Source organism: Gilliamella sp. B3482 (genome assembly GCF_026536805.1).
Lineage (GTDB): Bacteria > Pseudomonadota > Gammaproteobacteria > Enterobacterales > Orbaceae > Gilliamella > Gilliamella apicola_E.
Map to the genome: position 1 here is coordinate 132,279 of NZ_JAFNNL010000005.1, position 26,861 is coordinate 159,139.

General features: G+C 36.3%; 26 protein-coding genes. 14 read left to right on the forward strand and 12 right to left on the reverse strand.

Annotated features, from left to right (window positions below; genetic code table 11):
- Positions 1–31: 31 nt before the first annotated feature.
- Positions 32–1,174, reverse strand: a complete 1,143-nt coding sequence (gene nagA, locus J3U18_RS09385; protein WP_267353785.1) for an N-acetylglucosamine-6-phosphate deacetylase — start codon at positions 1,172–1,174, stop codon at positions 32–34.
- Positions 1,175–1,185: 11 nt separating this feature from the next.
- Complete coding sequence (nagB, locus tag J3U18_RS09390; RefSeq protein ID WP_065562734.1) at positions 1,186–1,992, reverse strand: glucosamine-6-phosphate deaminase; 807 nt, start codon at positions 1,990–1,992, stop codon at positions 1,186–1,188.
- A gap of 249 nt (positions 1,993–2,241) precedes the next feature.
- On the opposite strand from nagB, the gene nagE reads away from it, so the two are divergent.
- Positions 2,242–3,726, forward strand: coding sequence for an N-acetylglucosamine-specific PTS transporter subunit IIBC (gene nagE, locus J3U18_RS09395; protein WP_065562733.1), 1,485 nt, complete (start codon positions 2,242–2,244; stop codon positions 3,724–3,726).
- 145 nt (positions 3,727–3,871) lie between these two features.
- On the opposite strand, the gene tusC is transcribed toward nagE, so the two are convergent.
- Genes tusC through fkpA form a run of 3 tightly spaced genes read right to left on the reverse strand, consistent with a single transcriptional unit; the run spans position 3,872 to position 5,508 of the window.
- Positions 3,872–4,225: a sulfurtransferase complex subunit TusC gene (gene tusC, locus J3U18_RS09400; protein WP_267353787.1), complete on the reverse strand. Its 354-nt coding sequence runs from the start codon at positions 4,223–4,225 to the stop codon at positions 3,872–3,874.
- Between the two features lie 13 nt (positions 4,226–4,238).
- Entirely contained in the window at positions 4,239–4,604 is a 366-nt protein-coding gene (gene tusD / locus J3U18_RS09405) for a sulfurtransferase complex subunit TusD (RefSeq protein ID WP_267332240.1), read from the reverse strand.
- 4 nt (positions 4,605–4,608) lie between these two features.
- Positions 4,609–5,508, reverse strand: coding sequence for an FKBP-type peptidyl-prolyl cis-trans isomerase (fkpA, locus tag J3U18_RS09410; RefSeq protein WP_065562730.1), 900 nt, complete (start codon positions 5,506–5,508; stop codon positions 4,609–4,611).
- 666 nt (positions 5,509–6,174) lie between these two features.
- On the opposite strand from fkpA, the gene fabZ reads away from it, so the two are divergent.
- The 4 genes from fabZ to rnhB are packed head-to-tail and all read left to right on the forward strand — an operon-like array spanning position 6,175 to position 9,179.
- On the forward strand, positions 6,175–6,621 hold the full coding sequence (fabZ, locus tag J3U18_RS09415) for a 3-hydroxyacyl-ACP dehydratase FabZ (protein ID WP_034882348.1): 447 nt from the start codon (positions 6,175–6,177) through the stop codon (positions 6,619–6,621).
- A 40-nt stretch (positions 6,622–6,661) separates the two neighbouring features.
- Positions 6,662–7,441 carry an acyl-ACP--UDP-N-acetylglucosamine O-acyltransferase gene (gene lpxA / locus J3U18_RS09420; protein WP_065562729.1) on the forward strand — a complete coding sequence of 260 codons (780 nt, stop codon included), beginning with the start codon at positions 6,662–6,664 and terminating at the stop codon, positions 7,439–7,441.
- Complete coding sequence (gene lpxB, locus J3U18_RS09425) at positions 7,441–8,595, forward strand: lipid-A-disaccharide synthase (RefSeq protein WP_267353788.1); 1,155 nt, start codon at positions 7,441–7,443, stop codon at positions 8,593–8,595. Before lpxA ends, lpxB begins: the two co-directional genes overlap by 1 nt.
- Positions 8,586–9,179: a ribonuclease HII gene (gene rnhB, locus J3U18_RS09430; protein ID WP_267353789.1), complete on the forward strand. Its 594-nt coding sequence runs from the start codon at positions 8,586–8,588 to the stop codon at positions 9,177–9,179. The genes lpxB and rnhB overlap by 10 nt, the downstream gene beginning before the upstream one ends.
- On the opposite strand, the gene J3U18_RS09435 is transcribed toward rnhB, so the two are convergent.
- Entirely contained in the window at positions 9,176–9,778 is a 603-nt protein-coding gene (locus J3U18_RS09435; RefSeq protein ID WP_267353791.1) for a YiiX family permuted papain-like enzyme, read from the reverse strand. The genes rnhB and J3U18_RS09435 overlap by 4 nt on opposite strands.
- Before the next feature lie 101 nt (positions 9,779–9,879).
- Positions 9,880–11,169, reverse strand: coding sequence for an NAD(P)/FAD-dependent oxidoreductase (locus tag J3U18_RS09440; protein ID WP_065562725.1), 1,290 nt, complete (start codon positions 11,167–11,169; stop codon positions 9,880–9,882).
- Positions 11,170–11,505: 336 nt separating this feature from the next.
- Here J3U18_RS09440 and J3U18_RS09445 point away from each other — a divergent pair, with 336 nt between their 5' ends.
- The 5 genes from J3U18_RS09445 (at position 11,506) to rraA (ending at position 16,352) form a co-directional block, all read left to right on the forward strand.
- Positions 11,506–12,477, forward strand: coding sequence for an HlyD family secretion protein (locus J3U18_RS09445; RefSeq protein ID WP_267353792.1), 972 nt, complete (start codon positions 11,506–11,508; stop codon positions 12,475–12,477).
- Entirely contained in the window at positions 12,459–13,598 is a 1,140-nt protein-coding gene (locus J3U18_RS09450; RefSeq protein WP_065562723.1) for an ABC transporter permease, read from the forward strand. Before J3U18_RS09445 ends, J3U18_RS09450 begins: the two co-directional genes overlap by 19 nt.
- 14 nt (positions 13,599–13,612) lie before the next feature.
- A complete protein-coding gene (locus J3U18_RS09455; RefSeq protein ID WP_065562722.1) occupies positions 13,613–14,800 on the forward strand; it encodes an ABC transporter permease in 1,188 nt (395 codons plus the stop codon).
- A gap of 68 nt (positions 14,801–14,868) precedes the next feature.
- On the forward strand, positions 14,869–15,771 hold the full coding sequence (locus tag J3U18_RS09460) for a 1,4-dihydroxy-2-naphthoate polyprenyltransferase (RefSeq protein ID WP_267353794.1): 903 nt from the start codon (positions 14,869–14,871) through the stop codon (positions 15,769–15,771).
- Between the two features lie 89 nt (positions 15,772–15,860).
- A complete protein-coding gene (gene rraA, locus J3U18_RS09465) occupies positions 15,861–16,352 on the forward strand; it encodes a ribonuclease E activity regulator RraA (RefSeq protein ID WP_267353795.1) in 492 nt (163 codons plus the stop codon).
- 92 nt (positions 16,353–16,444) lie between these two features.
- Here rraA and dprA read toward each other — a convergent pair whose 3' ends face one another.
- A complete protein-coding gene (dprA, locus tag J3U18_RS09470; protein WP_220225415.1) occupies positions 16,445–17,545 on the reverse strand; it encodes a DNA-processing protein DprA in 1,101 nt (366 codons plus the stop codon).
- A 162-nt stretch (positions 17,546–17,707) separates the two neighbouring features.
- Between dprA and def the strand changes: the two genes are divergently transcribed.
- Complete coding sequence (gene def / locus J3U18_RS09475) at positions 17,708–18,220, forward strand: peptide deformylase (RefSeq protein ID WP_065562719.1); 513 nt, start codon at positions 17,708–17,710, stop codon at positions 18,218–18,220.
- A 43-nt stretch (positions 18,221–18,263) separates the two neighbouring features.
- Here def and grpE read toward each other — a convergent pair whose 3' ends face one another.
- Positions 18,264–18,848 carry a nucleotide exchange factor GrpE gene (gene grpE / locus J3U18_RS09480; RefSeq protein WP_267353796.1) on the reverse strand — a complete coding sequence of 195 codons (585 nt, stop codon included), beginning with the start codon at positions 18,846–18,848 and terminating at the stop codon, positions 18,264–18,266.
- 152 nt (positions 18,849–19,000) lie between these two features.
- Between grpE and nadK the strand changes: the two genes are divergently transcribed.
- Complete coding sequence (gene nadK / locus J3U18_RS09485) at positions 19,001–19,879, forward strand: NAD(+) kinase (RefSeq protein WP_065733678.1); 879 nt, start codon at positions 19,001–19,003, stop codon at positions 19,877–19,879.
- A 47-nt stretch (positions 19,880–19,926) separates the two neighbouring features.
- Here nadK and J3U18_RS09490 read toward each other — a convergent pair whose 3' ends face one another.
- Together J3U18_RS09490 and argF are read right to left on the reverse strand one after the other, a co-directional pair.
- Positions 19,927–20,424, reverse strand: a complete 498-nt coding sequence (locus J3U18_RS09490) for a phosphatidylglycerophosphatase A (RefSeq protein ID WP_267353797.1) — start codon at positions 20,422–20,424, stop codon at positions 19,927–19,929.
- 98 nt (positions 20,425–20,522) lie between these two features.
- Positions 20,523–21,530, reverse strand: a complete 1,008-nt coding sequence (argF, locus tag J3U18_RS09495) for an ornithine carbamoyltransferase (protein ID WP_267353798.1) — start codon at positions 21,528–21,530, stop codon at positions 20,523–20,525.
- Between the two features lie 266 nt (positions 21,531–21,796).
- On the opposite strand from argF, the gene carA reads away from it, so the two are divergent.
- Together carA and carB are read left to right on the forward strand one after the other, a co-directional pair.
- Complete coding sequence (gene carA, locus J3U18_RS09500; protein ID WP_267353799.1) at positions 21,797–22,951, forward strand: glutamine-hydrolyzing carbamoyl-phosphate synthase small subunit; 1,155 nt, start codon at positions 21,797–21,799, stop codon at positions 22,949–22,951.
- Position 22,952: 1 nt separating this feature from the next.
- Positions 22,953–26,168, forward strand: a complete 3,216-nt coding sequence (gene carB, locus J3U18_RS09505) for a carbamoyl-phosphate synthase large subunit (RefSeq protein ID WP_267353800.1) — start codon at positions 22,953–22,955, stop codon at positions 26,166–26,168.
- A 260-nt stretch (positions 26,169–26,428) separates the two neighbouring features.
- Here the strand turns inward: carB and J3U18_RS09510 are convergent, their stop codons facing one another.
- Positions 26,429–26,851, reverse strand: coding sequence for a GFA family protein (locus J3U18_RS09510; RefSeq protein ID WP_267353801.1), 423 nt, complete (start codon positions 26,849–26,851; stop codon positions 26,429–26,431).
- Positions 26,852–26,861 lie beyond the last annotated feature (10 nt).

Below are 26,861 nucleotides of genomic sequence, written 5' to 3' on the forward strand. Positions count from 1 at the left end.
ATCTCAATATTTTCATTAACTATCTAACATTCTAGCGGGTCATTACTCCATTAACAACCGTTTTCACGTTTGAAAAATCACGATTAAAAATAACTAAGTTCGCAATTTTACTTTCACTAATTGTACCAAGTTGTTTATCAACACCAATTGCTTTTGCAGGATAAAGCGTTGCCATCCTTAGAGCTTCATCTAAAGCAATACCAACATATTCAACTGCATTTTTAACTGCTTCAATCATAGTTAATGCTGAACCACCTAAAGTGCCATTTTCATCAACACAACGGCCATCTTTATAATAGATAGTTTTATCAGCAAATACGCCAGAGGTTAAATTAGACCCTGCTAATAACATAGCATCGGTAATCAAAATTAAATGATCTTGTTTAATTTTATGACTATTACGAATATTAGCCCAACTTACGTGTTGACCATCAGCAATAATACCGACATAAACTTCGGGTTCATCATAAATTGCGCCAACAACACCAGGCTCTCGTCCAGTGATATAAGGCATTGCATTAAATAAATGCGTTCCTAAACGGATACCAGCATTAAAACCACGACGACAATCTTCATAATGACCGTTAGAATGACCGACAGAAACATGAATACCAGCATCAGCTAATTGCTTAATATAGTGAGATTCAACTTTTTCTGGGGCTAACGTAATGATTTTTATGACATCAGCATTTTCACAAAGAAAGTCGATCATTTTTTGTGAAGGTTGGCGGATGTAATTTACATTATGAATACCCTTCTTTTCTGGGTTAATGTAAGGACCTTCAAGATGCAAACCTAATGCCTGATTTGGATGTTTAGCCAAATACTCACGCATAACGTTTACTGCTTTAATCATAAATTCATCAGTTGATGTGATTAAAGTTGGTAAATAGCTTGTACAACCATAAACTAGGTTAGTTTTTTGCATTTTTTCTAATGTCTCGATACTTAACGCATCGAGGGTCTCATTAAATTGTACACCACCACAACCATTGACTTGAATATCAATAAGACCCGGTGCAACAATGGCACTTTGTAAATCTTCAGTAGTGATATTAGCTGGTAGTTCTTCTTGTTTACAAACTTTGGCAATCTTATCGCCGTCAATAATAACGGCGTGATTTTCAAGAATTTCATAACCAGTGTAAATACGACAATTTGTTAATGCGTACATTGAGTTATCCTTTATAAAACGGTCACTTTAAGGTTATCAGCTTCCATTTGTTTAAAATATTTTAGTGTTTTCACTTTAAGATCATCAGTACTTGGCTCATCACAAACAATAATTGATGCTGGATGCATTTGTAATGCGGTAACTGTCCATAAATGATTAACGCATCCTTCAACACCGGCTTGTAACGCTAAACTTTTGTTGTGTCCACAAACTAATAAGATCACTTCCTGTGCATCCATTAATGTTGCAACACCGATCGTTAACGCATGTTTCGGAACTTGTTTGATATCATTATCAAAGAAGCGTGAGTTAGCGATAATTGTGTCTTCAGTCAAAGTTTTAATTCGAGTTCTTGAGCAAAGTGAAGAACCTGGTTCGTTAAATGCAATATGCCCATCTTGACCAACACCACCAACGAAAATATTGATTTTACCGTAAGATTTAATCTTTTCTTCATATTCGCGGCATTCTTGATCGATATCTGGTGCATTACCATTTAATATATGGATATTGTTTTTATCAATATCAATATGGTTGAAGAAATTTTCATACATAAAAGTGTGATAACTTTGAGGGTGATCTTCTGGAAGACCGACATACTCATCCATATTAAAGGTAACAACGTGTTTAAAACTGACTTTACCTGCTTGATATTGTTTGATGAGTTGTTGATACATAACTAGCGGAGAACTACCTGTAGGTAAACCTAATAAAAACGGACGTTCCGCTGTCGGTTTAAATTGATTAATTTTGTTAACAATGCGCTGTGCTACCCAAGCGCCGACTTCTTGCGCATTTACTAAAGGAATAAGTCTCATAAGATACAGCCTCTTCTGATATAATTAAATAAAATCTTTTTTTTTAACGTAAAATATGTTGAGCATATTCTACTATATTAAACTAATTAATCAAAAATAAATCGTGATATAAATCACAAAAAGCAAACATTTAATTTGCGAAGTAAAATAATATAATGTGAAATATAGTTGACTTACTTACATTTACTTAACGATGTGAAATTTCATTATTTTTTAAGTAACCCAAAATAATAATATGAGGTAAAACTTATGGGAATTTTAGCTTATTTACAACGCATTGGGCGTTCATTAATGGTGCCGGTGGCAGTATTACCTGCAGCGGCAATATTGCTTGGTATAGGTTACTGGATTGATCCAAATGGCTGGGGACAAAATAGTATTATTGCTGCCTTTTTAATAAAATCTGGTGGTGCAATTATTGAAAACATGCCAATCCTATTTGCTATAGGTGTTGCTTATGGTATGTCTAAAGATAAAGATGGTGCAGCTGCATTATCTGGATTAGTCGGTTTTTTAGTTGTCACAACATTACTTTCACCAAGTTCTATTGCATTATTTAATGGTATTGATACTAGTGTTGATGGTTGGCAATCACAAATTTCCCCTGCATTTAAAAAAATTAATAATCAGTTTGTTGGTATTTTAGTTGGTATTATTGCAGCTGAATTATATAACCGATTCAGTTCTGTTGAATTACATAAAGCGTTAGCTTTTTTTAGTGGTAAACGGTTAGTTCCCATTATTGTTTCTATCGTTATGCTATTAGTTTCTGCTGTTTTATATTTTATATGGCCATCTATTTATGATGCATTAGTTGCTTTTGGTAAATACATTAAAGATTTAGGCTCTATTGGGGCGGGTATTTATGGCTTCTTTAACCGTTTGTTAATTCCGGTCGGCTTACACCACGCACTTAACTCGGTATTTTGGTTTGATGTGGCTGGCATCAATGATATACCAACTTTCCTTGGAGGACAAAAATCTATTGATGATGGATTAGCAACCATTGGTATTACCGGTCGCTATCAAGCAGGATTTTTCCCAATTATGATGTTTGGTTTACCGGGTGCAGCATTAGCCATGTATCATACAGCTAAAAAAGGCAATAAAGATAAAACCGCATCGATCATGTTAGCCGCTTCATTTGCAGCATTTTTCACTGGGGTTACTGAACCTTTAGAATTTGCTTTTATGTTTGTAGCACCTGTACTTTATGTGATCCATGCTATTTTAACTGGAATTTCACTATTTATCGCTGCAACCATGCAATGGATAGCTGGCTTTGGCTTTAGTGCAGGTTTAATCGATATGCTGTTATCCAGCCGCAATCCTTTGGCTGTACATTGGTATATGCTTATTCTTCAAGGTGTCGTATTTTTCTTTGTATATTATATTGTGTTCCGTTTTGTTATTGTTAAATTCAATCTTAAGACGCCGGGACGTGAAGACGATGTGACCGATACTTCAGCTGAAGAGAATGTACCAACTGTAGGTGATACTTCTAAGCTTGCTGAACAATATTTAGTTATCGTTGGTGGTAAAGAAAATCTAACTAATATTGATGCTTGTATCACACGTTTACGTTTGAATGTTCATGATTCAGATTTGGTTGATGAGCAAGCAGCTAAAGCACTTGGTGCAATGGCAGTGATAAAACTAGGTAAAACTGGCGTTCAAATTGTTGTTGGTCAACAAGCTGAGAAGATTGCCGATAAAATGAAAAAATTAGTTTAATATCAATTTTATTAAATAAGTTTTATCAATATTCTCCTCGTGGTAGTAATGATAAAAGCCACGAGGATTTTTATTATCTTTGGCAAGCATAGATTTTGTTTATAGAATTATAAAAAAAGTTGAGGAGCGGGGTTTTTGAAGGTCATTAAAAGCGTAAAATAGTGTCTTGATTCGCGAGTAACAGATGAAACTGGGTAATTTCGATTTGTTGGTTAGGAATATTGAAGGCAATCTGGCTTAAATTCCGCTCATCTAAAGCTGTTTTACAAACATAAACATCTTCAATGTCATAAAGATCTAACATATTAAAGGTTGCTATGTAATCTCGCATTAATATCTCTTCTGGATGTTGATTAGGTAATAGATGAAAAACACCATCGCCCATAAAAAAGACAGAGATATGATTAAATGTTGATAAAGCTAAAGCAGTATCCAATGCTTCTCGGCCTTTTGCATTGCCGTGTGGTGGAGTACTAATAATAATTGCTACGTTTTTCATCTAATCTACCTTTTTAAAATTGTAGGATTCGATCAGAACTTGCTACTGCCTCACTCAATTCACCAAGACCAGTTAGTTCAAAATGTTCAGCAAGATTTTCTATACTAATTCCCCTTCTTTGTGCTGCTGCCACGCAAACCTTCAGCTTTAAAGCGTTTTGTTTTGCTAAGTTTTGCCATGCTTTGACGAGATCAAATTCATCATTGGCCGGATCAGTAAAATGATTAGCGTTATAGACACCGTCAGCATAAAAAAAGATGTTATTGATTGAATGATTTGTATTTGAAGATAATGTTTGAGCAAATTGATAAGCACAATAAGCAGATTGGGTCCCATAAGCAGGACCCATAATAACCAGCGTGTAACTTAATGGTTTCATCAAATTAGTTTGGTGCTTGTACTGGCTGAGCAGTTGGAATAGCTTCTTCGTTATTATCTTTATCAATACCAAGCAATTCAACTTCAAAAACTAAAGTTGACGCAGGGGTAATATTGGCGTTGTTACCTTGGCTTGGCAAGCTTTTATCTTCATAAGCTAATTCTGGTGGAACAACTAATTTGATTTTACCGCCAACACCAATGAGTTGAATTCCTTCAGTCCAACCTTTGATTACACCGTTAAGTGGGAAGGTTGCTGGCTCATTTCGGTCATAAGAACTATCGAATTTACGACCATCAGTTAATGTACCAACATAGTGAACGATAACAGTATCATTGGCAGTTGGGTGAGCTCCAGTACCTTCTTGAATAACTTTATATAATAAACCTGATTTAGTTTTTATTACTCCAGGTTCTTTTGCAAATGCTTCACGGAATTTTTCACCAGCCGCGGTATTTTCAGTTTTTTGCTTTTCAAAACGCGCTTGGCTTTCTTCTTGGATACGTTTACCGAAAGCTTCTAGAATTGTGTTCACTTCTTCTTGATTAAGTTGTGAATTACCTTTCATGGTTTCATTAAATCCGCTGATTAGATATTCTTGGTCTGCTTTTACTTCATTTTGTTCTAAGTTTGATTTTAGGTAGTTAGCAAATGAAGAACCTAATGCATAAGACTCTTTTTGGGCTTCAGTGGTAATTTTTATTTTATTGTTTAGAGAATCAGCTTTATCATCGGTTTTAGCAGGTTCTGCTTTATTTTCTGCTGGCGCAGGTGCTGTTTCGGTAGCATTTGTCGTTGTAGTAGCAGGTGTTTTGTTTTCTTCGGTAGTTTTTTTATCATCACAACCTGCAAGTGCTAATACGATAGCACTACTTATCAATGTCATTTTAATAAATGATTTCATTTCACTCTCCAAGTTAAAAGATCTTTTAGCTAAATATTCACGGTATTATATATGATCTATTATAGGACAATATAGCTTTTACGTATCTTTTATCTAATTAATTTATATAGAATTAGGCTTATTTGTTATTAAAAACCGTAAAAACACTTCAGAAAATCACTACAGCCTGTAAGTGTTAATATGATAATACTGCTTATTAATGTCAATTTAATAAATGATTTCATTTCACTCTCCAAGTTAAAAGATCTTTTAGCTAAATATTCACGGTATTATATATGATCTATTATAGGATAATATAACTTTTACGTATCTTTTATCTAATTAATTTATATAAAATTAGGCTTATTTGTTATTAAAAACCGTAAAAACACTTCAGAAAATCACTACAGCCTGTAAGTGTTAATATGATAATACTGCTTATTAATGTCAATTTAATAAATGATTTCATTTCACTCTCCAAGTTAAAAGATCATTTAGTTAAATACCAATCGTATTATATGATCTACTATAATACAAAATATTTTTTAAGCATCTTTTATATAAAATTAGGTTTATTTGTTATTGAAAACTGTAAAAATACACTGAAAAATCACTCCTTGAGTGAAAGTGGTATCCTCAGTTATAATAGATCCAATTTATAGTAAATATTGTATAAGGATAGCTATTTTGACTACCGAACTTAATACCCTTGATATTGAAGAAATCATAAGTTTACTGCCTCATCGTTACCCATTTTTAATGGTTGATCGCGTACTTAGTTATGAAAAAGGCAAAACATTAAAAGCCATTAAAAATGTTACTTTTAATGAACCATTCTTCCAAGGTCACTTTCCAAATAAACCGATTTTCCCTGGTGTATTAATTTTAGAAGCGATGGCGCAAGCGACTGGAATTTTAGCTTTTAAAAGTATTGAAGAGTTATCGCCAGGACAGCTTTATTATTTTGCTTCAATCGATAAAGCGCGTTTTAAACGTCCTGTCGTGCCAGGTGATCAAATCGTACTTGATGTTGAATATATTAAAGAGCGTCGTGGTATTGCATTGTTCCATGGTGTTGCAACAGTTGATGGTAAACTGGTTTGTGAAGCCGAAATGATGTGTGCTCGTAAATAATATTGATTTTGAAATATCCCAAATGTATTAAGGAATTGCTATGGCAACGGAAATACACCCAAGTTCAGTAATAGAAAAGGGGGCAAAGATTGGTGATAACGTCAAAATCGGGCCTTTTTGTTATATTGGTGAACATGTTGAAATTGGTGATGGCACTTTTTTAAAATCACATGTTGTCGTTAATGGACACACCAAAATTGGTCAAAATAATCAAATCTATCAATTTGCTTCAATCGGTGAAGTTAACCAAGATCTAAAATATCGTGGAGAACCAACTCGCACTGAAATTGGTGATCGTAATATGATTCGTGAAAGTGTGACGATTCATCGCGGCACTGTTCAAGGGGGGGAGTTAACGCGTATTGGTAGTGATAATTTATTCATGATTAATGCACACGTTGCTCATGATTGTATTATTGGTAATAATTGTATTTTAGCGAATAATGCAACGCTTGGCGGTCATGTGCAGTTAGACAATCATGTTATTATTGGTGGTATGACAGCTGTACATCAATTTTGTGTTATCGGATCTCACGTAATGGTTGGTGGTTGTTCTGGTGTTGCCCAAGATGTTCCTCCTTATGTTATTGCACAAGGCAATCATGCAACACCACATGGCGTTAACTATGAAGGATTGAAACGTAGAGGTTTTAGTAAAGAAGCACTACAAGCCATTCGTAATACTTACAAAATTCTTTATCGAAATGGGTTAACCCTTGACGATGCCAAAGTTGAAATTGAATCGTTAGCTAAACAGTACCCTGAAGTTCAACTGTTTACTGACTTTTTTGCTCGTTCGACTCGTGGCATTATTCGTTAATGACTGATAAAGCTTTAACTGTAGCACTTGTCGCTGGTGAAACATCTGGTGACATTTTAGGTGCAGGTTTAATTCGTTCTCTCAAAAAACACCATCCAAATATTAAATTTGTTGGAATTGCTGGACCACAAATGCAAGCTGAAGGCTGTAAAGCTTGGTATGAAATGGAAGAGCTGTCCGTGATGGGCATTGTCGAGGTATTAGGTCGATTACGTCGTATTTTAGCTATTCGTCGAGATATCACTAAACGTCTTATTGAACTAAAACCTGATATATTTATTGGTATTGATGCGCCTGATTTTAATCTATCATTAGAAGGTAAACTCAAACAAGCTGGTATTAAAACTATTCATTATGTGAGCCCATCAGTCTGGGCTTGGAAACAAAAGCGCGTGTTTAAGATTAAACGAAATACTAATCTTATCTTAGCTTTTCTTCCTTTTGAAAAAGCCTTTTACGATATATTTGATGTTCCTTGTCGTTTTATTGGTCATAAAATGGCTGATGACATTCCTTTAGAACCAGATCAAACCGCAATGCGTCAACAATTAGGTATCCCGCTTGATTGCCAATGCTTAGCACTTTTACCTGGCAGCCGTCATGCTGAAGTGACGTTATTATCTGAGCCTTTTTTAAAGGCGGCTCAATTGCTACGTGACAAATTTCCTGATTTACATATTGTGGTTCCTTTAGCAAATGAGAAAAGGAGACAAGAGTTTGAGCGAATTAAAGCTGAAATCGCACCACAACTTAATGTGCAGTTATTAGATGGTCATGCTCGTGAAGCAATGATTGCCAGTAATGCGGCAATTTTAGCGTCTGGAACGGTTGCTCTTGAATGTATGTTAGCTAAATGCCCAATGGTTGTCGGTTACAAAATGAAAGCTTTTACGTTTTGGTTGGCTAAAAAGTTAATCAAAACGCCTTATGTGTCGTTACCAAATATCTTAGCAGGTAAAGAAATAGTACCTGAGTTGCTACAACATGACTGTACACCAGAAAATATCGCTAATCATGTTCTTCCTTTTTTAGAAAGTGATAATACCGAATTAAAAGCGATATTTTTAGCTTTGCATAAACAAATTCGTTGTAATGCAGATGAACAAGCAGCACAAGCTGTACTTGATGTATTAGAGGATTCACATTGTTGTTAGAATTTACCTACCCTAATGCCACATTAATTGCCGGAGTTGACGAAGTTGGGCGAGGCCCTCTGTGTGGTGATGTTGTTACTGCTGCTGTGATTTTAGATCCAAATAAACCGATAGAGGGATTAACCGATTCTAAAAAGCTGACAGAAAAAAAACGTGAAGCTTTATTTGATATTATCAAGCAAAATGCATTAGCGTGGAGTGTTGCTAGAGCATCAGTCGATGAGATTGATAAGCTTAATATTCTTCATGCCACTATGCTGGCTATGCAACGGGCGGTGTCTGGCTTAAAAATCAAACCCAATTATGTTTTAGTGGATGGCAATCGTTGTCCTGAATTTGGTATTCAAACACAAGCCGTCGTTAAAGGCGATTTACTTGTTGCTGAAATTAGCGCAGCGTCGATTCTTGCGAAAGTGACTCGTGATCGTGAAATGGTTGAATTAGACAAATTGTATCCGCAATATGGATTGGCAAAGCATAAAGGATATCCCACCAAAGATCACCTAATGGCTATAGAATCACACGGTATCAACCATTTGTATCGTAAGAGTTTTGCTCCAATTAAGAGATTGTTACTTATCTAATTCGACCAATGTTGATCTACTGTTATTAATAATGGTGAATTGAATATAGCGACTGGTGAAATAACGGCTTCTTGATAAGGGATCTTATCTCCATAGCGTTCAGTTAGTTTTTGTTTAACTGCTGGTGCTGACAGATTAAAATCTTTAATCCTTTGTAATTGTCCAATTTTTAAGTTAAGTGCTTTATTATAAATTTTCCAAACTAGTTCTGAGCAATAAATATACTTATCATCCCAGCCAAACCAAATATCGTAAGGCTTATTTTCAAATGAATGAGCAACTCGTTTTAAATTAGCAATTTCTTTTTGTGATAAAGTGTGATCTTTTAGGCGTTTAATTATATATTTTCTATTTTTTCCTCGATTTACCCATTTATCAAACGGTGTATAGACCACTTTAGATGCTGCTTCAAAGACATAAGGTTTTCCATTTTTAATAAAAATTATTCCCATGTGACTATAAGGTGACTTGGTTGCTAGCTCAATCGCCTTGCTTTGGTTTGATTGAGAAGATTGGAAAATAATATCGCCATCTAGGTAATCTGCTGTGGCCGTCGTGTAGGTAGTGAAAAGTAATATAATAATCAAAATAGAACGCATGATTTTCTACTTAAAAAATAAATCAAGGTAATATTATAAAATTATTAGCTAAAATGGCTACTTAAATAAATTTTAAGTAGCTTTTAGTCGTGTTTCAGTCATTAATCCCGATTACTGAAAATAGATGTCGATTTTGTTTTGTACATAACTTTACTGGCTCGAGCAAAACGAATCGTTTTGAAAATACCTAACAAGCTCGCTTGATGCATTCGATACAACAATCGATGAATAATTAGCGCAAACCATCCCTTTACACCCATTTCACTTTTTCCGGCTATTTTAACCACACCTTGCGCGGTATCATGTAAAGAAATGATTGTGCCATTATCGGTATACTTAAAGGATTTTAATGGTTTATTATCTAATATGTTGATAATGTTTTCGTAACAAATTTTTGCCATTTGATGTGCAGCTTGAGCAGTAGGTGGTGAGGCATGGCCATTGTCTTGCATTGCGTAAGCGCAATCGCCGATAACAAAAATATTGTCATCACGAGAAGTTTGCAATGTTGGTTTTACCACCAATTGATTTGAACGACTTGACTCTAATCCAGCAATTTCCTTTAAATAATCAGGAGCTTTAACACCCGCAGTCCAGATCATAATGTCGGCTTTAATAGTATCGCCTTCTTTTGGATAAAATCCATCGCTTTCAGCCTTAGTAATCATGGTCTTGGTTAATACATGGATACCTTGTTTTTCAAGTGTTTTAGTAATACTTGCCGCAGTTTTTTCTGGTAGGGCTGGTAAAATACGATCTGTTGCTTCAATAACCGACACATCTAAAAGATCGGAACACATCTTATTACGACCACAGGCACCAAATGCTTCCACCATGTGTGGTAGTTCAGAAGCTAACTCAACGCCAGTTGCACCACCGCCTACGATAGCAATTCGAATTTTATCTTCGTCGGTGCTTTGATCATTATCGATAATTGAACAGAAACTGGTGAATTTATTTATTAAGGTTTCTCGCAAGCGAATCGCTGCATTTTGATCGTCTAAAAAGATACAATGTTCTTTAACACCAGGTGTACCAAAATCGTTAGAAGTACTACCAATGGCAATAACTAAAATGTCGTAATCAATAGCGACTGATTCATCTTGATGATTGATAATAGTGATTTGTTTTTGGTCCCGATTAAGGTCAGTAAAGGTACCCTGGGTAAATTCGAAATTATGTTGTTGTCCTTGAGATGCATAATAAATATTATCAACTTGCTCATCAAGTACACCCGTTGCTACTTCATGTAATAATGGTTTCCATAAATGATAACTGTTTTTATCAATTAGGGTAATTTGAGCTTTGTCCGTTTTGCCTAACTTATCACCTAGGTCAGTAGCGAGCTCTAAACCGCCGGCACCACCACCAATAATAATTATTTTTTGCATATTTCAAGCCTTATTATTTCAATTGTAAAATATCATACTAAATAAGTAGGTTTTTATCTATTTCTTTTGACTGATAACATTTATAAATGAAATCTATTAAAATGGAGGTTTACAATTATTGAAATTTATTTAAGGGTGAAATAGAATATCATTCAATATAGTTGTAAATAATCCCGTTTAGCCTTATTTGGGCATAGAAATATAGCTTAGATTGTTTAAATAAAGCGTTATATCGTATGATATAGTAATCATTTTTGAAGTATGTTAATTCTTGATTGCATACAATTATCCTAGTTCTTTAGGCCTTATCTTACAATTGTCACTCAAAACAAATTTATGAATAAAAAAATTTTTATTGTTATTGCATTGATTGTTATTTTAATTTCAATGACGATCTTAATACGTGCTCATAGCAGCCAGCTTATTTTGCAAGGCGAAGTTGATGCACCTAATGTCAGCATATCCTCTAAAGCCAAGGGGCGAGTGCAAGTAATTCATGTCAATCGTGGCGATGATGTTAAACAAAATGATGTCTTAATTACGCTTGACAGTCCTGAGCTTTTAGCTCAAGTTAAAGCTGCCGAAGCTGGGCGAGATCAAGCAAAAGCGCAAGTTGAACTTTCTCAAAACGGTACTCGTGAAGAAAGTATTCGCTATTATGAAGCGTTATTGGAACAAGCAAAAGTTTCTTATGATAATGCTTCGAAAGAGTACAATCGTAATAAAGCCATTTCGGCAAAAGGTTTTGTTTCTCAATCAATATTAGATAATGCCCTTAAAACGCGTGATGCAGCTCATCAGCAGGTTTTGTCAGCCCAAGCCAACTTAGATCAAGCGAAAAACGGTGATCGTATTGAACAGCGTGAGATCTATAATGCTAAATTGCAAGAGGCTGAAGAGCAACTTAAACAATTACAGATTCAATATGATGATCTGCAAGTCAAGGCGCCTGTAGATGGTGAGGTTGGTTCAATTCCTGCCGAAGTAGGCGAGCTGTTTAATGTAAATAGCCCACTATTAACAGTTATTCGATTACCACAAGCTTATTTTGTGTTTAATATTCGTGAGAATATTATGCCTAATATTCACAAGGGTGACCATGTTAAGTTGGAAGTACCAGCCCTTGGTAATAAAGAAGTTGAAGCGGAAGTTCGTTTTATTTCACCAATGGGCGATTATGCAACTAAACGTGCTACTCGAGCAACGGGTGATTTCGATTTGAAAACCTTTGAAATTAGACTTTATCCAACTAAACCTGTTGAAGGCTTACGCGCAGGTATGAGTACATTATGGAAAATAGACAACTAATTTCAGATTTCTGGCATCGCTTTAAAGAAGCATTTAATGATGAAATTCCAGTTATATTTAAGCGTTTTACTTTCCATTGGTTAATGTGGATTTTACCGCTGATTATTTTTGTGATCATCAGCAGTATATTTTATCGAGGTGTATTATTTGATCTTCCAGTAGGTTATGTTGATCAAGATAAAAGTACCTTATCTCGTGAAATTATTCGGGATCTTAACGCTGGCGCGCACGCAAATCTAATTAATTATGATAATCAGTTAAAAATGGCTGAACGTGATTTAGAAAAAGCTAAAATTTACGCCATTCTCTATATACCGCCTAATTTTGAAGCCGATGTGTTAGCTGGTCGTCAACCAACGCCGATGCTTTATTATAATGCTTTATATTATAGTGCTGGCTTATACTCTATTATGGACTATTCCGGCCTAATTGCTTCATTAAATACACAATATCGGACGACCATGGCAACCAGTATAGGTTTGCCCGTACCTAAGCTTTCTCAAGTTAATTTCAATTATGATGGGTTATTTAATGCTAGTGGTAACTCAATGTACTTCCAGCAATTTTCCGCGGTAGTTCATTTGTTACAATTATTTGTAGTGACCACAACAATTCATATTTTATCGCGATTACCTAAACGGACTCGGCCTAATTATCCATTTGTATTAGGTAAACTAGCTCCTTATACCATCTGGTATACCATGTTATTGATGTTTGAAATAGCTATGCTGGTTTTATTTTCTGATGCGCGCGTATCTGGTTCGCCATTTGCTATGATGCTGGTGGTATTCTTTTATGTTATTGCTGCGCAAAGTATTGGTATTTTGCTTTATACATTTACTAAAACAGTATTAGATGCATATACCTATATTGGGGTATTGGTGGGGCTTGCATTGACCTATTCAGGAGTAGTGGTGCCTGAATTGTCGATGCCTTGGATAGCAAGATTTATTTCGTCACTTGAGCCTTTAACCTATGCACTGAATAAATTATTCGATCTCTTTTTACGACATTCCAGTTATCTATCTGTATTAAAAACATGTGGGATTTTAATGATCTATCCAATAATTATTACAGTGTTAGTTAGAAAACGTTTAGTCAAACGTTTACATTCACAGTAAGAGGCAATATTTGGATGCTTAAGCTATTTTTATCTTCAGCTATAAAAATGTTTTTTTATATGCTAATGCGGCCAATGTGGTTATTGCTATTAGTTTCTGTTTCATTAATGAGCTTAGTTTATATTAATGGCACCATCACCAATTTGCCGGTTGCAATTGTTGATCAGGATCATAGCGCTACAAGTCGAAGTTTGATTCGATCTTTAAATACCAGTTCTAAAATCGATGTGCTTACTTATGAAAATTCATTAGAAGCTTATGATGATATTAACAGTCGTAAATTATTTGCGGTATTTACCATCCCAAGAAATTTCGAAAAACGTCTTTTAAACGGTGAAGAGGTGACAATTCCTGCTTATGGTGATGCTTCTAGCCGTCTAGCTAATGGTCTAATACAAGTTGATATTAGAGGAATATATCAACAAATATTAACCGAATATAATACGCGGGTAATGCGCAATGCTGGTTTTTCTGATCCGCAGATTAATATCATCTTATCGCCAATAAAAGGGCAAACGATGCCGCTTTATAATGCCGGGATTAGTTTTGCGGCGATAACTTTTCCTGGATTACTCGTCATGTTGTTGCAACACTCCTTTTTGATTGCCTCAACGCGTACCAATATCACCTTGCACTCCTTGCCCCAAGGTAAACCACCAAAGATTGTTATATTCGGAAGTTTATGCGGTCTTATACCAATATGGCTCTTTTTGTCTTTAGTCCTCTTTGGATTATGGCCTTGGGTTCTTGGCTATAGGCAATTAGCAAGCATACCCGAAATTATTATTATGACATTTCCGCTATTATTAGCGGTGTTGGGGTTGAGTAAATTACTCACTGAATGTTTACATCGAACCGAGATGATTTACCTAACCTTAGCCTTTTTGACTACCCCCGTATTTTACCTATCCGGTACTATATGGCCTCTTGATGCTATGCCGTTATGGGTACAAACGGTATCGCGAATGTTACCATCTACATGGGCAACAAATATGATTGCTGGTGTAAATCAGATGGGGTTAGGTTTGTCAGATAATGTATTTAATATATTTATGATTCTATTTCTCGGAGTCATATATGGTTCGCTAGGCTTTTTTATTGCAGCACTACGCGAAGGAAAAATGAGAAGATATTTCAAAAAAATAAAAAAATTTGTGCGTTCAAATACTAAAAAAGTTAATAATAAACCTTCAATTAGTTAATGCTAAAACGTGAATATACAATCAATAGCTGTTATGATGAATGCTTAAATTTTTCAAATAAATAACGTATGTCCAATAAATATTATCCATGGATTATTAGTTTACGCCCTAAAACGTTAGTATTATCGCTTTCGGCTATTTTGATGGGAAATTCGCTAGCATATTGGCAACGGTCTTTTGACCCATCGATTATGCTACTATCAATCATTACCGCATCGTTATTACAAATTTTATCCAATTTGGCTAATGATTACGGTGATGCAATTAAAGGCAGTGACCAACAAAATTTAACAGGGCATAAACGGGGATTACAATTAGGTTTAATCACGCTTAATCAACTAAAAATAGCGCTTTGGATTACCGTTTTATTATGTATTACTTCAGGGCTTGCATTACTTATTTTAGCCTGCAACAACTATCGACAACTTCTGATTTTTGTCTTGTTAGGATTATGCTCAATCATTGCAGCAATTACCTATACGATGGGGAAAAAACCTTATGGTTATATTGGATTAGGTGATTTCTCTGTCCTTATCTTTTTTGGGCTGGTTGGGGTAATTGGCAGTGATTACTTACAGACTAAAGTGTTATCGACACGACTCATCTTACCTGCAATTGCTAGTGGATTATTAGCGGTTGGAGTACTTAATATTAATAATCTACGCGATTATGAAAGCGATAAACAACATCATAAACGAACATTGATTGTGCTAATTGGTAAAACTTACGGTTGCTGTTATCACTTACTTTTATTAATTATATCATTGTGTCTATTTAGTTTATTTGCTTACAAAAATCTACATACTTTTTGGAGTGGACTATTTTTATTAACATTGCCACTATATATAAAACATATCAGTGCGGTATTTAAATTTAAGACGGTTAATGACGCTGCACCGTTACTAATACAAATGGTCAAACTTGCTTTATTAACTAATTTACTTTATTGTTTGGGTATTATTTTGAGCTAGCTCACGTTTATTCTAAATTTATATCGTTTTACTTAATGTTAGCGTTATACTAGAATCGAATGAATATTACAGTTAAAGGAGACTCTACCATGGAGTTTGAAACATCAATTCTTTGTGATTACTACCCAGAAGATGTTAATGTCGTAGAACCGATATTTAGTAATTTTGGTGGTGTAGCTTCGTTTTCAGGCCAGGTCGTCACAGTGAAATGTTTTGAGGATAACGGTATATTGTACGAAGTATTACAATCCAATGGGGCAGGTAAAGTATTGGTTATTGATGGTGGTGGTTCTGTTCGCCGAGCATTGATAGATGCGGAATTAATCGATATTGCACAGCAAAACCAATGGGAAGGTATCATCGTCTATGGTGCTGTGCGCCAAGTTGATTATATTGCTGATGCTGAAATTGGTGTTCAAGCACTCGCAGCAATTCCTGTTGGCTCGGATGATCAAGGAGTTGGTGAAATTGATATTCGTGTTAACTTTGGTGGCGTGACTTTCTTCTCTGGTGACTTTATTTATGCTGATAATACCGGCATTATCTTATCTGAAATCGCTCTTGAAGTAGACGACAAATAAATCACTTATTATTTTCATAAACCGCTGTGGTTTTACAGCGGTTTTTTATGCTCAAAAACCCCGCTCCTCAACTTTTTTTGCGATACAATTTTCTATTTTGTTCGATTACGAATGTAACCACCAGTAACGGTGATAATCAATCCTGCTATCTCCATATCTAATAATTTAATAGTGAGTTCAGGAATGGGTAAATTAACCAGGGCCGCAATTGTATCAACTGGAATTGGGTGATGACGAATAACGGCAAAAATTTCAGGGTATAAAACAGTATTACTCTCTTTATTCTCAACACTATTTTGTCTATTTATTGTTGATAAAAAGCCACTATAGTGTTCTAAAATATCAGTTGGGTGAGTGACTAGATAAGCCCCTTGCTTGATTAAATAATGGGTTCCATGACTATTTTGATTATCGATATCACCCGGTAAGGCAAATACATCGCGATTTTGTTCAAGCGCATAACGAGCAGTTATTAGTGATCCACTTTTTTCAGATGCTTCAACCACAAAGGTTCCTAAACTTAATCCACTAATAATACGATTGCGACGTGGAAAGTATTCGGATCTTGCTTTTTCAAATGGATAAAATTCTGAAATGATGGCGCCATTTTGTGCCAAAATATCATTTGCCAATCGTAGGTTTGAGCGTGGTGAGATTTGAGCTAATCCACTACCTAAAACAGCTATAGTATTTCCTGATACCTCAAGAGCCCCTCTATGGCAAATAGCGTCTAAACCCAACGCTAATCCGCTAGTGACTGTTAAACCATTAATTGCTAATTCACCAGCGAAATATCTTCCCCATTGTGCACCATATTCACTAAATTCACGGCTACCAACCATGGCAATTTGTGGTGAATGTAATAATTGCCTATTACCCATAACAAATAACAATAATGGTGGTGAACTAATTTGCTTAAGTAACATTGGATAATCGGAATCACAATAAGCGATCAAATGTTTGGCTGGGTAAGGTGTTGCCAACCAATCGAGTATTGGCTCAAAATGAAGATAAGATGTTTCAAAAAAACGATCTTGGAGAGTTTTGGATAAACCTATTTTTTCCAATAATAGCGATACATCTCTTATTTTATTAGGTAGACCAGCACTAAAATAGTGAGCAATTTGCTCGAAATATCCCTTTCTTTTCTGACCAAGCATTGAAATTCGTAACAAAAACTCATATTTACTCATTACAGTCCTTTTCCTCTACATTGTTGCTTTGTGCCATATCTAGAAGGATTGATTAGATATATTTTAGTAATAGTCAACTAAATCTATTCATAGGCATAATAAATGTTTACAATGTAGGCGAATTTGAAAAAATACAAAATTGAGGAGTAGATCGAAGAATTTATGGCTATTTTACCGGTATTACGTTTCCCAGACGAACGACTTCGCAAAATTGCAAAGCCTGTCTCTAATTTTACACCAGAGCTACAAAACATTATCGATAACATGACTGAAACCATGTATGCCGAAAATGGTATTGGACTTGCAGCTACACAAGTAGATGTACATGAGCAGATTATTGTGATTGATGTGTCGGAAGATAGAAGCCAACTTTATGTGATTATCAATCCTGAGGTGATAAGCCAAGAAGGTGAAACTGGCATTGAAGAGGGATGTTTGTCGATACCTGACTGCCGTGGATTTGTTCCAAGATCAGAAAAAATCAAAATCAAGGCATTAGATCGTAATGGTAAACCTTATGAAATTGATGCTGATGAACTATTGGCAATTTGTATCCAGCACGAAATGGATCACTTAAAAGGTAAACTCTTTGTCGATTATCTCTCGCCATTAAAGCGTCAACGTATTGAGCAAAAGATGAAAAAGCTAGCTCGTGAAGAGCAAAAGAATCGATAAATTAAACCGCCATTAATTTGGCGGTTTTTTATTTAAGCTTTCATTATTTAGCTACAATCACCATAGCAGGTCGGATAAGTCGACCATTGAGTGTATAGCCTTTTTGGATAGTATTGACGATTTGTCCTGATTGATGTTCTGGTGATTCAACCATACTAATCGCTTGATGTAGATCTGGGTTTAATTGTGAATCAGCAGTATTTATCACTTCAATACCAAATTTTTTGACCGTATCCAAAAACGATTTTAATGTTAACTCTAATCCTTCTACAGTTGCTTTGTGCTCTGGATTATTTTTATCTGTAGATTCTAATGCGCGTTCAAGATTATCAATTACAGGTAAAAGCTCATTTGAGAATTTCTCAAGAGCATATTTACGTGCTTTGTCCACATCTTGTTCAACACGTTTGCGCACGTTATCAATTTCAGCTCGAGCACGTATCATTGCTTCACTTTCATTTTTTTTAGCAATTTCTAATGCTTGTTCAAGTTCAGCAATACGTGTATCTTTGGCTTTTAACTGCTCTTCAACACCTGGTTGAGATGGCGTTTGTTCTTCAGTAGTTTGCTCAGCTGGGACTTCAATGTTTGTTTCATTTTCTGACATATTATTCTCTTGTTCAGTCATACGGTACTCCAAATTTAGTCGAAAACTTAATGAATAACAGTTATTATGGGGGCAATTTTTATTATTACAAGTTTAACGATAAGATGATATCGTGTTTTTTAATCGGTAACTAAAAAATCTTTATATTTAAGTTAAAAAAACAAGGATATTTTATGGGTATACCATTTAAATGTGTTGGTTTGGTTGGGATTCCACGTAAATTAGAGGCGATTGAAACTCATCAGGTTCTATATGACTGGCTAGTTAACTTAGGTATTCAAGTTTTAGTTGAAGATCGGTTAGCGCAGTATATAAAATTTCCTAGTAGTGTATACGCAACTTTAGATACGATTGGTGAGCAAGCCGACTTAGCCATTGTTGTCGGTGGTGATGGTAATATGCTACGTTCGGCACGTCAATTGTCGCACTATAAAATTAAAGTGATTGGAGTAAATCGAGGTAATTTAGGCTTTTTAACCGATATTTCCCATGATCATGTTATTGAGCAATTAACTCCTGTTATCAAAGGGGACTATGATGATGATCCTCGGTTTTTATTGGAAGTGTCTATCTACAGTGATGGTCGGTTAATTAATTCTGGTTTTGCTGTAAATGAAATTGTAGTTACACCGAATACTGTTGCGCATATGATTGATTATGATGTGTATATCAATGAGCGCAATGCATTTTCACAACGAGCTGATGGTTTAATTATTGCAACGCCCACAGGATCGACTGCTTACTCGTTATCAGCTGGTGGGCCAATCCTTGCGCCGCACTTAGATGCGTTAATTATCACACCAATGTTTCCACACTCTTTAGCGGTCAGACCATTAGTGATTAAGAGTGATAATCCTATCCATCTTAAATTTCCAACAACAGCTTTGGATCTTAATGTTGCTTGCGATAGCCAAATTATCTTGCCTGTTAAACCAACACAAGAGGTAATTATTCGTCGCTCAGATTATGAGTTTAATTTAATTCATTCTAAGGATTATGATTATTTTAATAATCTTTCAAGCAAACTAGGTTGGTCACAAAAGATGTTTTGAATTTAATCGTTATGTTAAGAAAATTATCATTTAAAGGTAAACTATCTTTAAATGATAAATGTTAATACATAAACAGATAAAGAAGAGAATATGGCGGCGATAACATCGTCGACCATAATACCAAAACCGCCCGGCACACGCTTATCAAACCAACGAATAGGCCAAGGTTTGGCCATATCAAACAATCTAAATGCGACAAAAGCAATCGTCACCCATAGTATTGAAAATTGAGGAATGAAATACAGCGTTATCCACATACCGACAAATTCATCCCAAACAATATGACCCGAATCATGAGTATGGGTATCATCCGACGTTTTTTGGCAAATATAACAACCAAACACAAACGTCACTAAAATAAAAACCCAATATAAAGCAGGTTGTAAACCCAAAAATAAAAGCCACAGTGGTATCGCCATTAATGATCCCATAGTACCAGGCATAATGGGTGATAGCCCACTGCCTAATCCGACCGCTAAAAAATGAATTGGATTAGTGAGTTTTAGGTATTTTTTAAAATCTTTATTGCGTGCTTGTTTCGTCATTCTGATGATAATCGGTTGATAAAATTATGCCGACTTGAGGTCGGCAAAAAATTTGCTTAGCTAACTTTAGCCAGCACTAATAATATTTAGCTATATTATTAGTCTTTAGCTAAGGTTGCAACCATTACTGCTTTGATCGTGTGCAGGCGATTTTCGGCTTCATCAAAAACGATGCTATGTTTAGATTCAAAGACTTCATTTGTCACCTCTAAACCATTTTTCAAACCATACTGGGCAGCCATTTGTTGACCTACTGTGGTATTCATATCATGGAAAGCCGGTAAGCAATGCATAAATTTAACATTTGGATTCTCTGTTAATTTGATTACATTTTGATTGACTTGGTATGGGGTTAATAATTTCACTCGCTCATCCCACACTTCTTTCGGTTCGCCCATGGAAACCCATACATCGGTATAAAGAAAATCAACACCTTTCACACCTTCAGCGACATCTTCAGTTAAAACGATTTTAGCCCCTGTTGTTTTAGCTATCTCTTGGCACTTTTGAACAAGCTCTAATTCAGGTTGGCATGCTTTAGGTGCCACTAGTCGGATCTCCATACCCATTAAGGCTGCGCCTTCCATTAACGAATTGCCCATGTTATTACGAGCATCGCCTAAATAAGCAAATTTAACGCTATTAAGTGGGCGCTCGCCGATATGCTCTTTCATGGTCATAAAATCTGCTAAAATTTGCGTTGGATGCGCCTCAGTCGTTAAACCATTCCAAACCGGCACACCGGCATATTTTGCCAAAGTTTCAACAATATCTTGCCCATAACCTCGATACTCAATACCGTCATACATGCGTCCGAGTACTCGAGCTGTATCAGCAATCGACTCTTTATGCCCAATTTGGCTACCACTTGGCCCTAGATAGGTGACTTGAGCGCCTTGATCATATGCACCGACTTCAAAAGCACAACGAGTACGGGTTGAATCTTTTTCAAAAATTAAGGCAATATTTTTGCCAACCAAATGTTGTTTTTCGTTACCTTGTTTTTTTGCTTTTTTTAATTCAATAGCAAGCTGAATCAGCTGGTTAATTTCTGCTGGGGTAAAGTCGAGTAAACGTAAAAAATGACGTTGATAAAAACCATACATATTGAGCTCCTGATAGCGGTAAATATTGATACGATTCTATTTGAATAATTATTCAATTTCAAGTTAAACGGATTAAATTTATTTAACCTTGTGTTTTTTTATTGAATTGTCTAAAAAATTAGATTTTATTATTTAATTATTTTTTATAATATTGCTTTTTTTGTTCAAAATATTGTAATAAAATGATCGAATATTAAGTCCTTTAAAAACACAAAAATGAATTTTTATTCATTATTATTGGTTTTTTAATCAAAGGTTATTTGATCATGCAAACTTATGCCCTCCTTATACTACAAGACGGTTCACAATTTATCGGTAAATCAATCGGTGCCGAAGGACAAACTGTTGGTGAGGTTGTTTTTAATACCTCAATGACCGGTTATCAAGAAATACTCACCGACCCTTCCTATTGCGAGCAATTAGTCACGTTAACTTACCCCCATATAGGTAATGTCGGCACTAACAATGCCGATGCTGAATCTAATCAAGTTTATGCAAAAGGGCTGATTATTCGTGATTTACCACTATTAGCCAGCAATTATCGCAATGAGCTCGATTTATCGAGCTATTTAAAACAGCATAATGTTATTGCCATTGCCGATATCGATACTCGCCGTTTAACTCGAATCTTGCGTGAAAAAGGGGCTCAGCATGGTGTGATTATTACGGCAAACGAAAGAGAAACTTTACTTGAAAAAGCCGATACCGCTAAACAAATGGCGATCGATTTTAAAGGATTATCCGGACTGGACTTAGCCCAAAAAGTCACCTGCACAAAAAGCTATTTGTGGACACAAGGTGTGTGGACAAGAGAGCAAGAACACCCAGCAGCAAAAAACGCCTCCCCTTATCATGTTGTGGCTTATGATTTTGGCGTAAAACGTAATATCTTACGGATGTTAGTTGAGCGTGGTTGTAAATTAACCATTGTTCCGGCAAAGACCTCTGCCCAGGAGATATTAGCATTAAATCCTGACGGTATATTCCTATCAAATGGCCCCGGTGATCCGGCACCTTGTACTTATGCCATTGATGCCATTAAACAGTTTTTAGCCACTGACATACCGATATTTGGTATCTGTTTAGGTCATCAACTGTTAGCGTTGGCTTGTGGTGCAAAAACCATAAAAATGAAATTTGGGCATCATGGTGGAAATCATCCTGTTAAGGATCTTGAAAATAATCGAGTTATGATTACCGCCCAAAATCATGGTTTTGCCGTTGATGAAATGAGTTTACCGACTCACTTACGTGTGACGCATAAATCACTGTTCGACGGTTCGCTACAAGGTATTCATCATAATCAAAAACCCGCTTTTAGCTTTCAAGGTCACCCCGAAGCGAGTCCCGGGCCTCACGATGCCGCCCCACTATTTGATCACTTTATCGAATTAATTAAAATTTATAAGCAGGAGCAATAACATGCCTAAGCGAACAGATATTAATAGCATTCTCATTATTGGCGCTGGCCCAATTGTTATTGGTCAAGCTTGTGAATTTGATTATTCCGGCGCTCAAGCTTGTAAAGCTCTGCGTGAAGAAGGTTATCGGGTTATTTTAGTCAATTCTAACCCTGCTACCATTATGACCGATCCGGAAATGGCGGATGCAACCTATATTGAGCCGATTGATTGGACAACGGTGAGTAAAATTATTGAACAAGAAAGACCCGATGCCATTTTGCCCACCATGGGCGGACAAACTGCGCTCAATTGTGCGTTAGAACTGGATAAAAGAGGCATTTTAAAACAATTTAATGTCGAGATGATCGGCGCTACCGCTGATGCAATTGATAAAGCTGAAGATCGCAAACGTTTTGATCAAGCCATGAAAAAAATTGGTCTTGATACTGCCCGTTCCGGCATTGCTCACTCATTAAAAGAGGCTTATGCCGTACTTGAACAAGTTGGCTTTCCTTGCATTATCCGCCCTTCTTTTACTATGGGGGGAACCGGTGGCGGGATTGCTTATAACACTCAAGAATTTGATGAAATTTGTACCCGAGGACTTGATCTGTCGCCCACCAATGAACTCCTCATTGATGAGTCATTAATTGGTTGGAAAGAGTACGAAATGGAGGTGGTACGAGATAAAAATGATAACTGTATCATCGTCTGTTCGATTGAAAATGTTGACCCTATGGGCATTCATACCGGGGATTCCATTACCGTTGCGCCAGCTCAAACATTAACGGATAAAGAGTATCAAATCATGCGTAACGCATCGATAGCGGTACTTCGTGAAATTGGCGTTGAAACAGGTGGTTCGAATGTACAATTTTCGGTTGATCCTAAAACCGGACGCTTGATTGTGATTGAAATGAATCCAAGGGTATCACGTTCATCAGCATTAGCATCTAAAGCAACCGGTTTTCCAATCGCAAAAATTGCGGCCAAACTTGCGGTCGGCTATACCCTTGATGAGCTATCTAATGATATTACCGGAGGTAAAACGCCAGCGTCATTTGAGCCTTCAATCGACTATGTCGTGACAAAAATACCCCGCTTTAATTTCGAAAAGTTTGCCGGGTGTAATGATCGTCTAACAACTCAAATGAAATCAGTGGGTGAAGTGATGGCTATTGGGCGGACTTTTCAAGAATCATTGCAAAAAGCGCTACGAGGGCTTGAAGTCGGTGCGTGTGGTTTTGATCCGAAATTTGACAATTATGATGATGAAAAAAATCTCAGCAAAATACGTTATGAACTGCAAGAAGCGGGTGCTGAACGAATTTGGTATATTGCTGACGCTTTTCGAGCCGGCTTTAGTTTAGATGAAATTTTCACATTAACGAATATCGATCGCTGGTTTTTAGTGCAAATTGAAGAACTTATCAGCCTTGAAAACCAACTAAAATCGCAATCATTCGCTCGCCTTAATTCAGAATCATTATGGCAACTTAAGCGTAAAGGTTTTTCAGATTTACGTATTGCTAAACTGTTGAATGTTGAAGAACAAGACGTTCGTGATCGACGAAACCAATACGATATTCATCCTGTATATAAACGAGTTGATACCTGCGCGGCGGAATTCTCGACCGATACAGCTTATCTTTACTCAACCTATGAACAAGAGTGCGAAGCTAAACCACAATTCATTCGCCCTAAGATTATGATATTAGGCGGTGGACCTAATCGAATTGGACAAGGTATTGAGTTTGATTACTGTTGTGTACATGCAGCGCTGGCGCTCCGTGAAGACGGTTATGAAACAATTATGGTTAACTGTAATCCGGAAACGGTATCTACCGATTATGATACCTCAGATCGACTCTACTTTGAGCCAGTCACACTGGAAGATGTGCTTGAAATTGCTCACGTCGAAAAACCAAATGGCGTAATCGTACAATACGGTGGGCAAACACCATTAAAATTAGCCAGAGCGCTTGAAGTCGCTGGGCTACCGATTATTGGTACCTCGCCAGATGCGATAGATCAAGCTGAAGATCGCAAACGTTTTCAGTCGATTGTCGATAAGTTAAAGCTAAAACAGCCAGTTAATGCAACGGTTACCGATATTGAAGATGCGGTGATTAAAGCCGAACAAATTGGCTATCCATTAGTGGTCAGACCGTCTTATGTGCTTGGTGGTCGAGCAATGGAAATTGTGTATAACGAGCAAGATTTAAGGCGTTATTTTAAAACCGCAGTCAGTGAATCGAATAATGCTCCAGTACTACTTGATCACTTTTTAGATGATGCTATTGAAGTTGATATTGATGTCATTGCCGACGGCGAGCAAATCGTCATTGGCGGCATTATGGAGCATATTGAACAAGCGGGTATTCACTCGGGTGATTCTGCTTGTTCATTACCAACATATACTTTAAGCCCGGAAATTTTAGACCAATTGCGCAAGCAAGCTAAACAGTTAGCGTTAGAACTTAATGTAAAAGGGCTTATGAATGGACAATTTGCCGTCAAAGATAACCAAATTTATTTGATTGAAATCAACCCTCGAGCCGCTCGCACCGTGCCATTTGTGTCGAAAGCTACCGGTTTGCCACTAGCGAAAATCGCTGCACGAGTTATGACCGGGAAATCACTTGCTAAACAAAATATCACCGAAGAAGTCATACCGCCTTATTACTCAGTAAAAGAGGTGGTATTACCGTTTAATAAATTTAGTGGCGTTGACCCAATTTTGGGGCCTGAAATGCGTTCAACCGGTGAAGTGATGGGAATTGGTAAAACTTTTGCCGAAGCCTTTGCCAAAGCACAACTTGGTAGCTTATCAAATATGAAAAAATCGGGAAAAGCTTTGCTATCTGTTCGTGATCAAGACAAAACTCGCTTGTTAGAGATCGCTAAACGATTAATTGCGCATGGCTTTAGTATTGATGCTACTTTTGGCACTGCTAAGGCATTACAACAAGCTGGCATACCCTGCCAAATGGTCAAAAAAGAGAACGAAGGACGCCCCAATATTCATGACCATATTAAAAATGGCGAATATAGCTATATTCTCAATACCACATCTGGACGGGCTGCTATTGAGGCATCGAAAATCCTACGCCGTAGTGCTATTCAATATAAAGTGTATTACGATACCACGATGAATGCGGCCTATGCCACAACTGCCGCTTTAGACTGCGATCCAGCACAATATGTTGTTTCATTGCAAACACTTTATGCATAAATATTGGCTAAAAAGTAAGCCTGTAAAATACATAGCGGCTGACAGATTTGCGCAAAACAAGAACCTTAGTACGATTAAAATATAGTACTAAGGTTGATTTAAAAATGGTGATAATTTGCAGGCTTTTCGCACTTGTATTAACTTTACGCTAAATAAACCTTAATCACTTGCCATTGACTAATGTTGCATCTTATTTATTTGCTATATCCAAATTATAAGTAAATTTTTATTTAAATTGTCGACGATTTAATTAATTGTATTTATTTAGAATTTTGATTGACTATAGCTAAAATATCGGCCTCTGTCAGTTTCTGCGTCGGATTAGCAAAAGCGTAACAAGTTGGTTTTTTGTCAATAAAGACCTCTGATGTAAAATCCAAATTCTTAATATCATTAAAAATCCAGGCAGCAAGATAATAATTTTGTGTGCCGGTTAAATGATAATAAAGGTGAGATCCGCACTGCTGACAAAATGCTCTTTCAGCCCATTGTGATGAAGGATAATGATGTATATTGTCTTGACCTTCTACGGTAAGCTCTCCGTTATACATTAATGACATAAAAGGTCCGGCACTCCACTTCCGACAGGTTTCACAGTGACAGGCACTTAAATGTAAGTTTTTGAAAGGGACAACCAACTTAACTTTGCCACATAAACATGTCCCATGATACTCAGTTGACATAAATACTCCT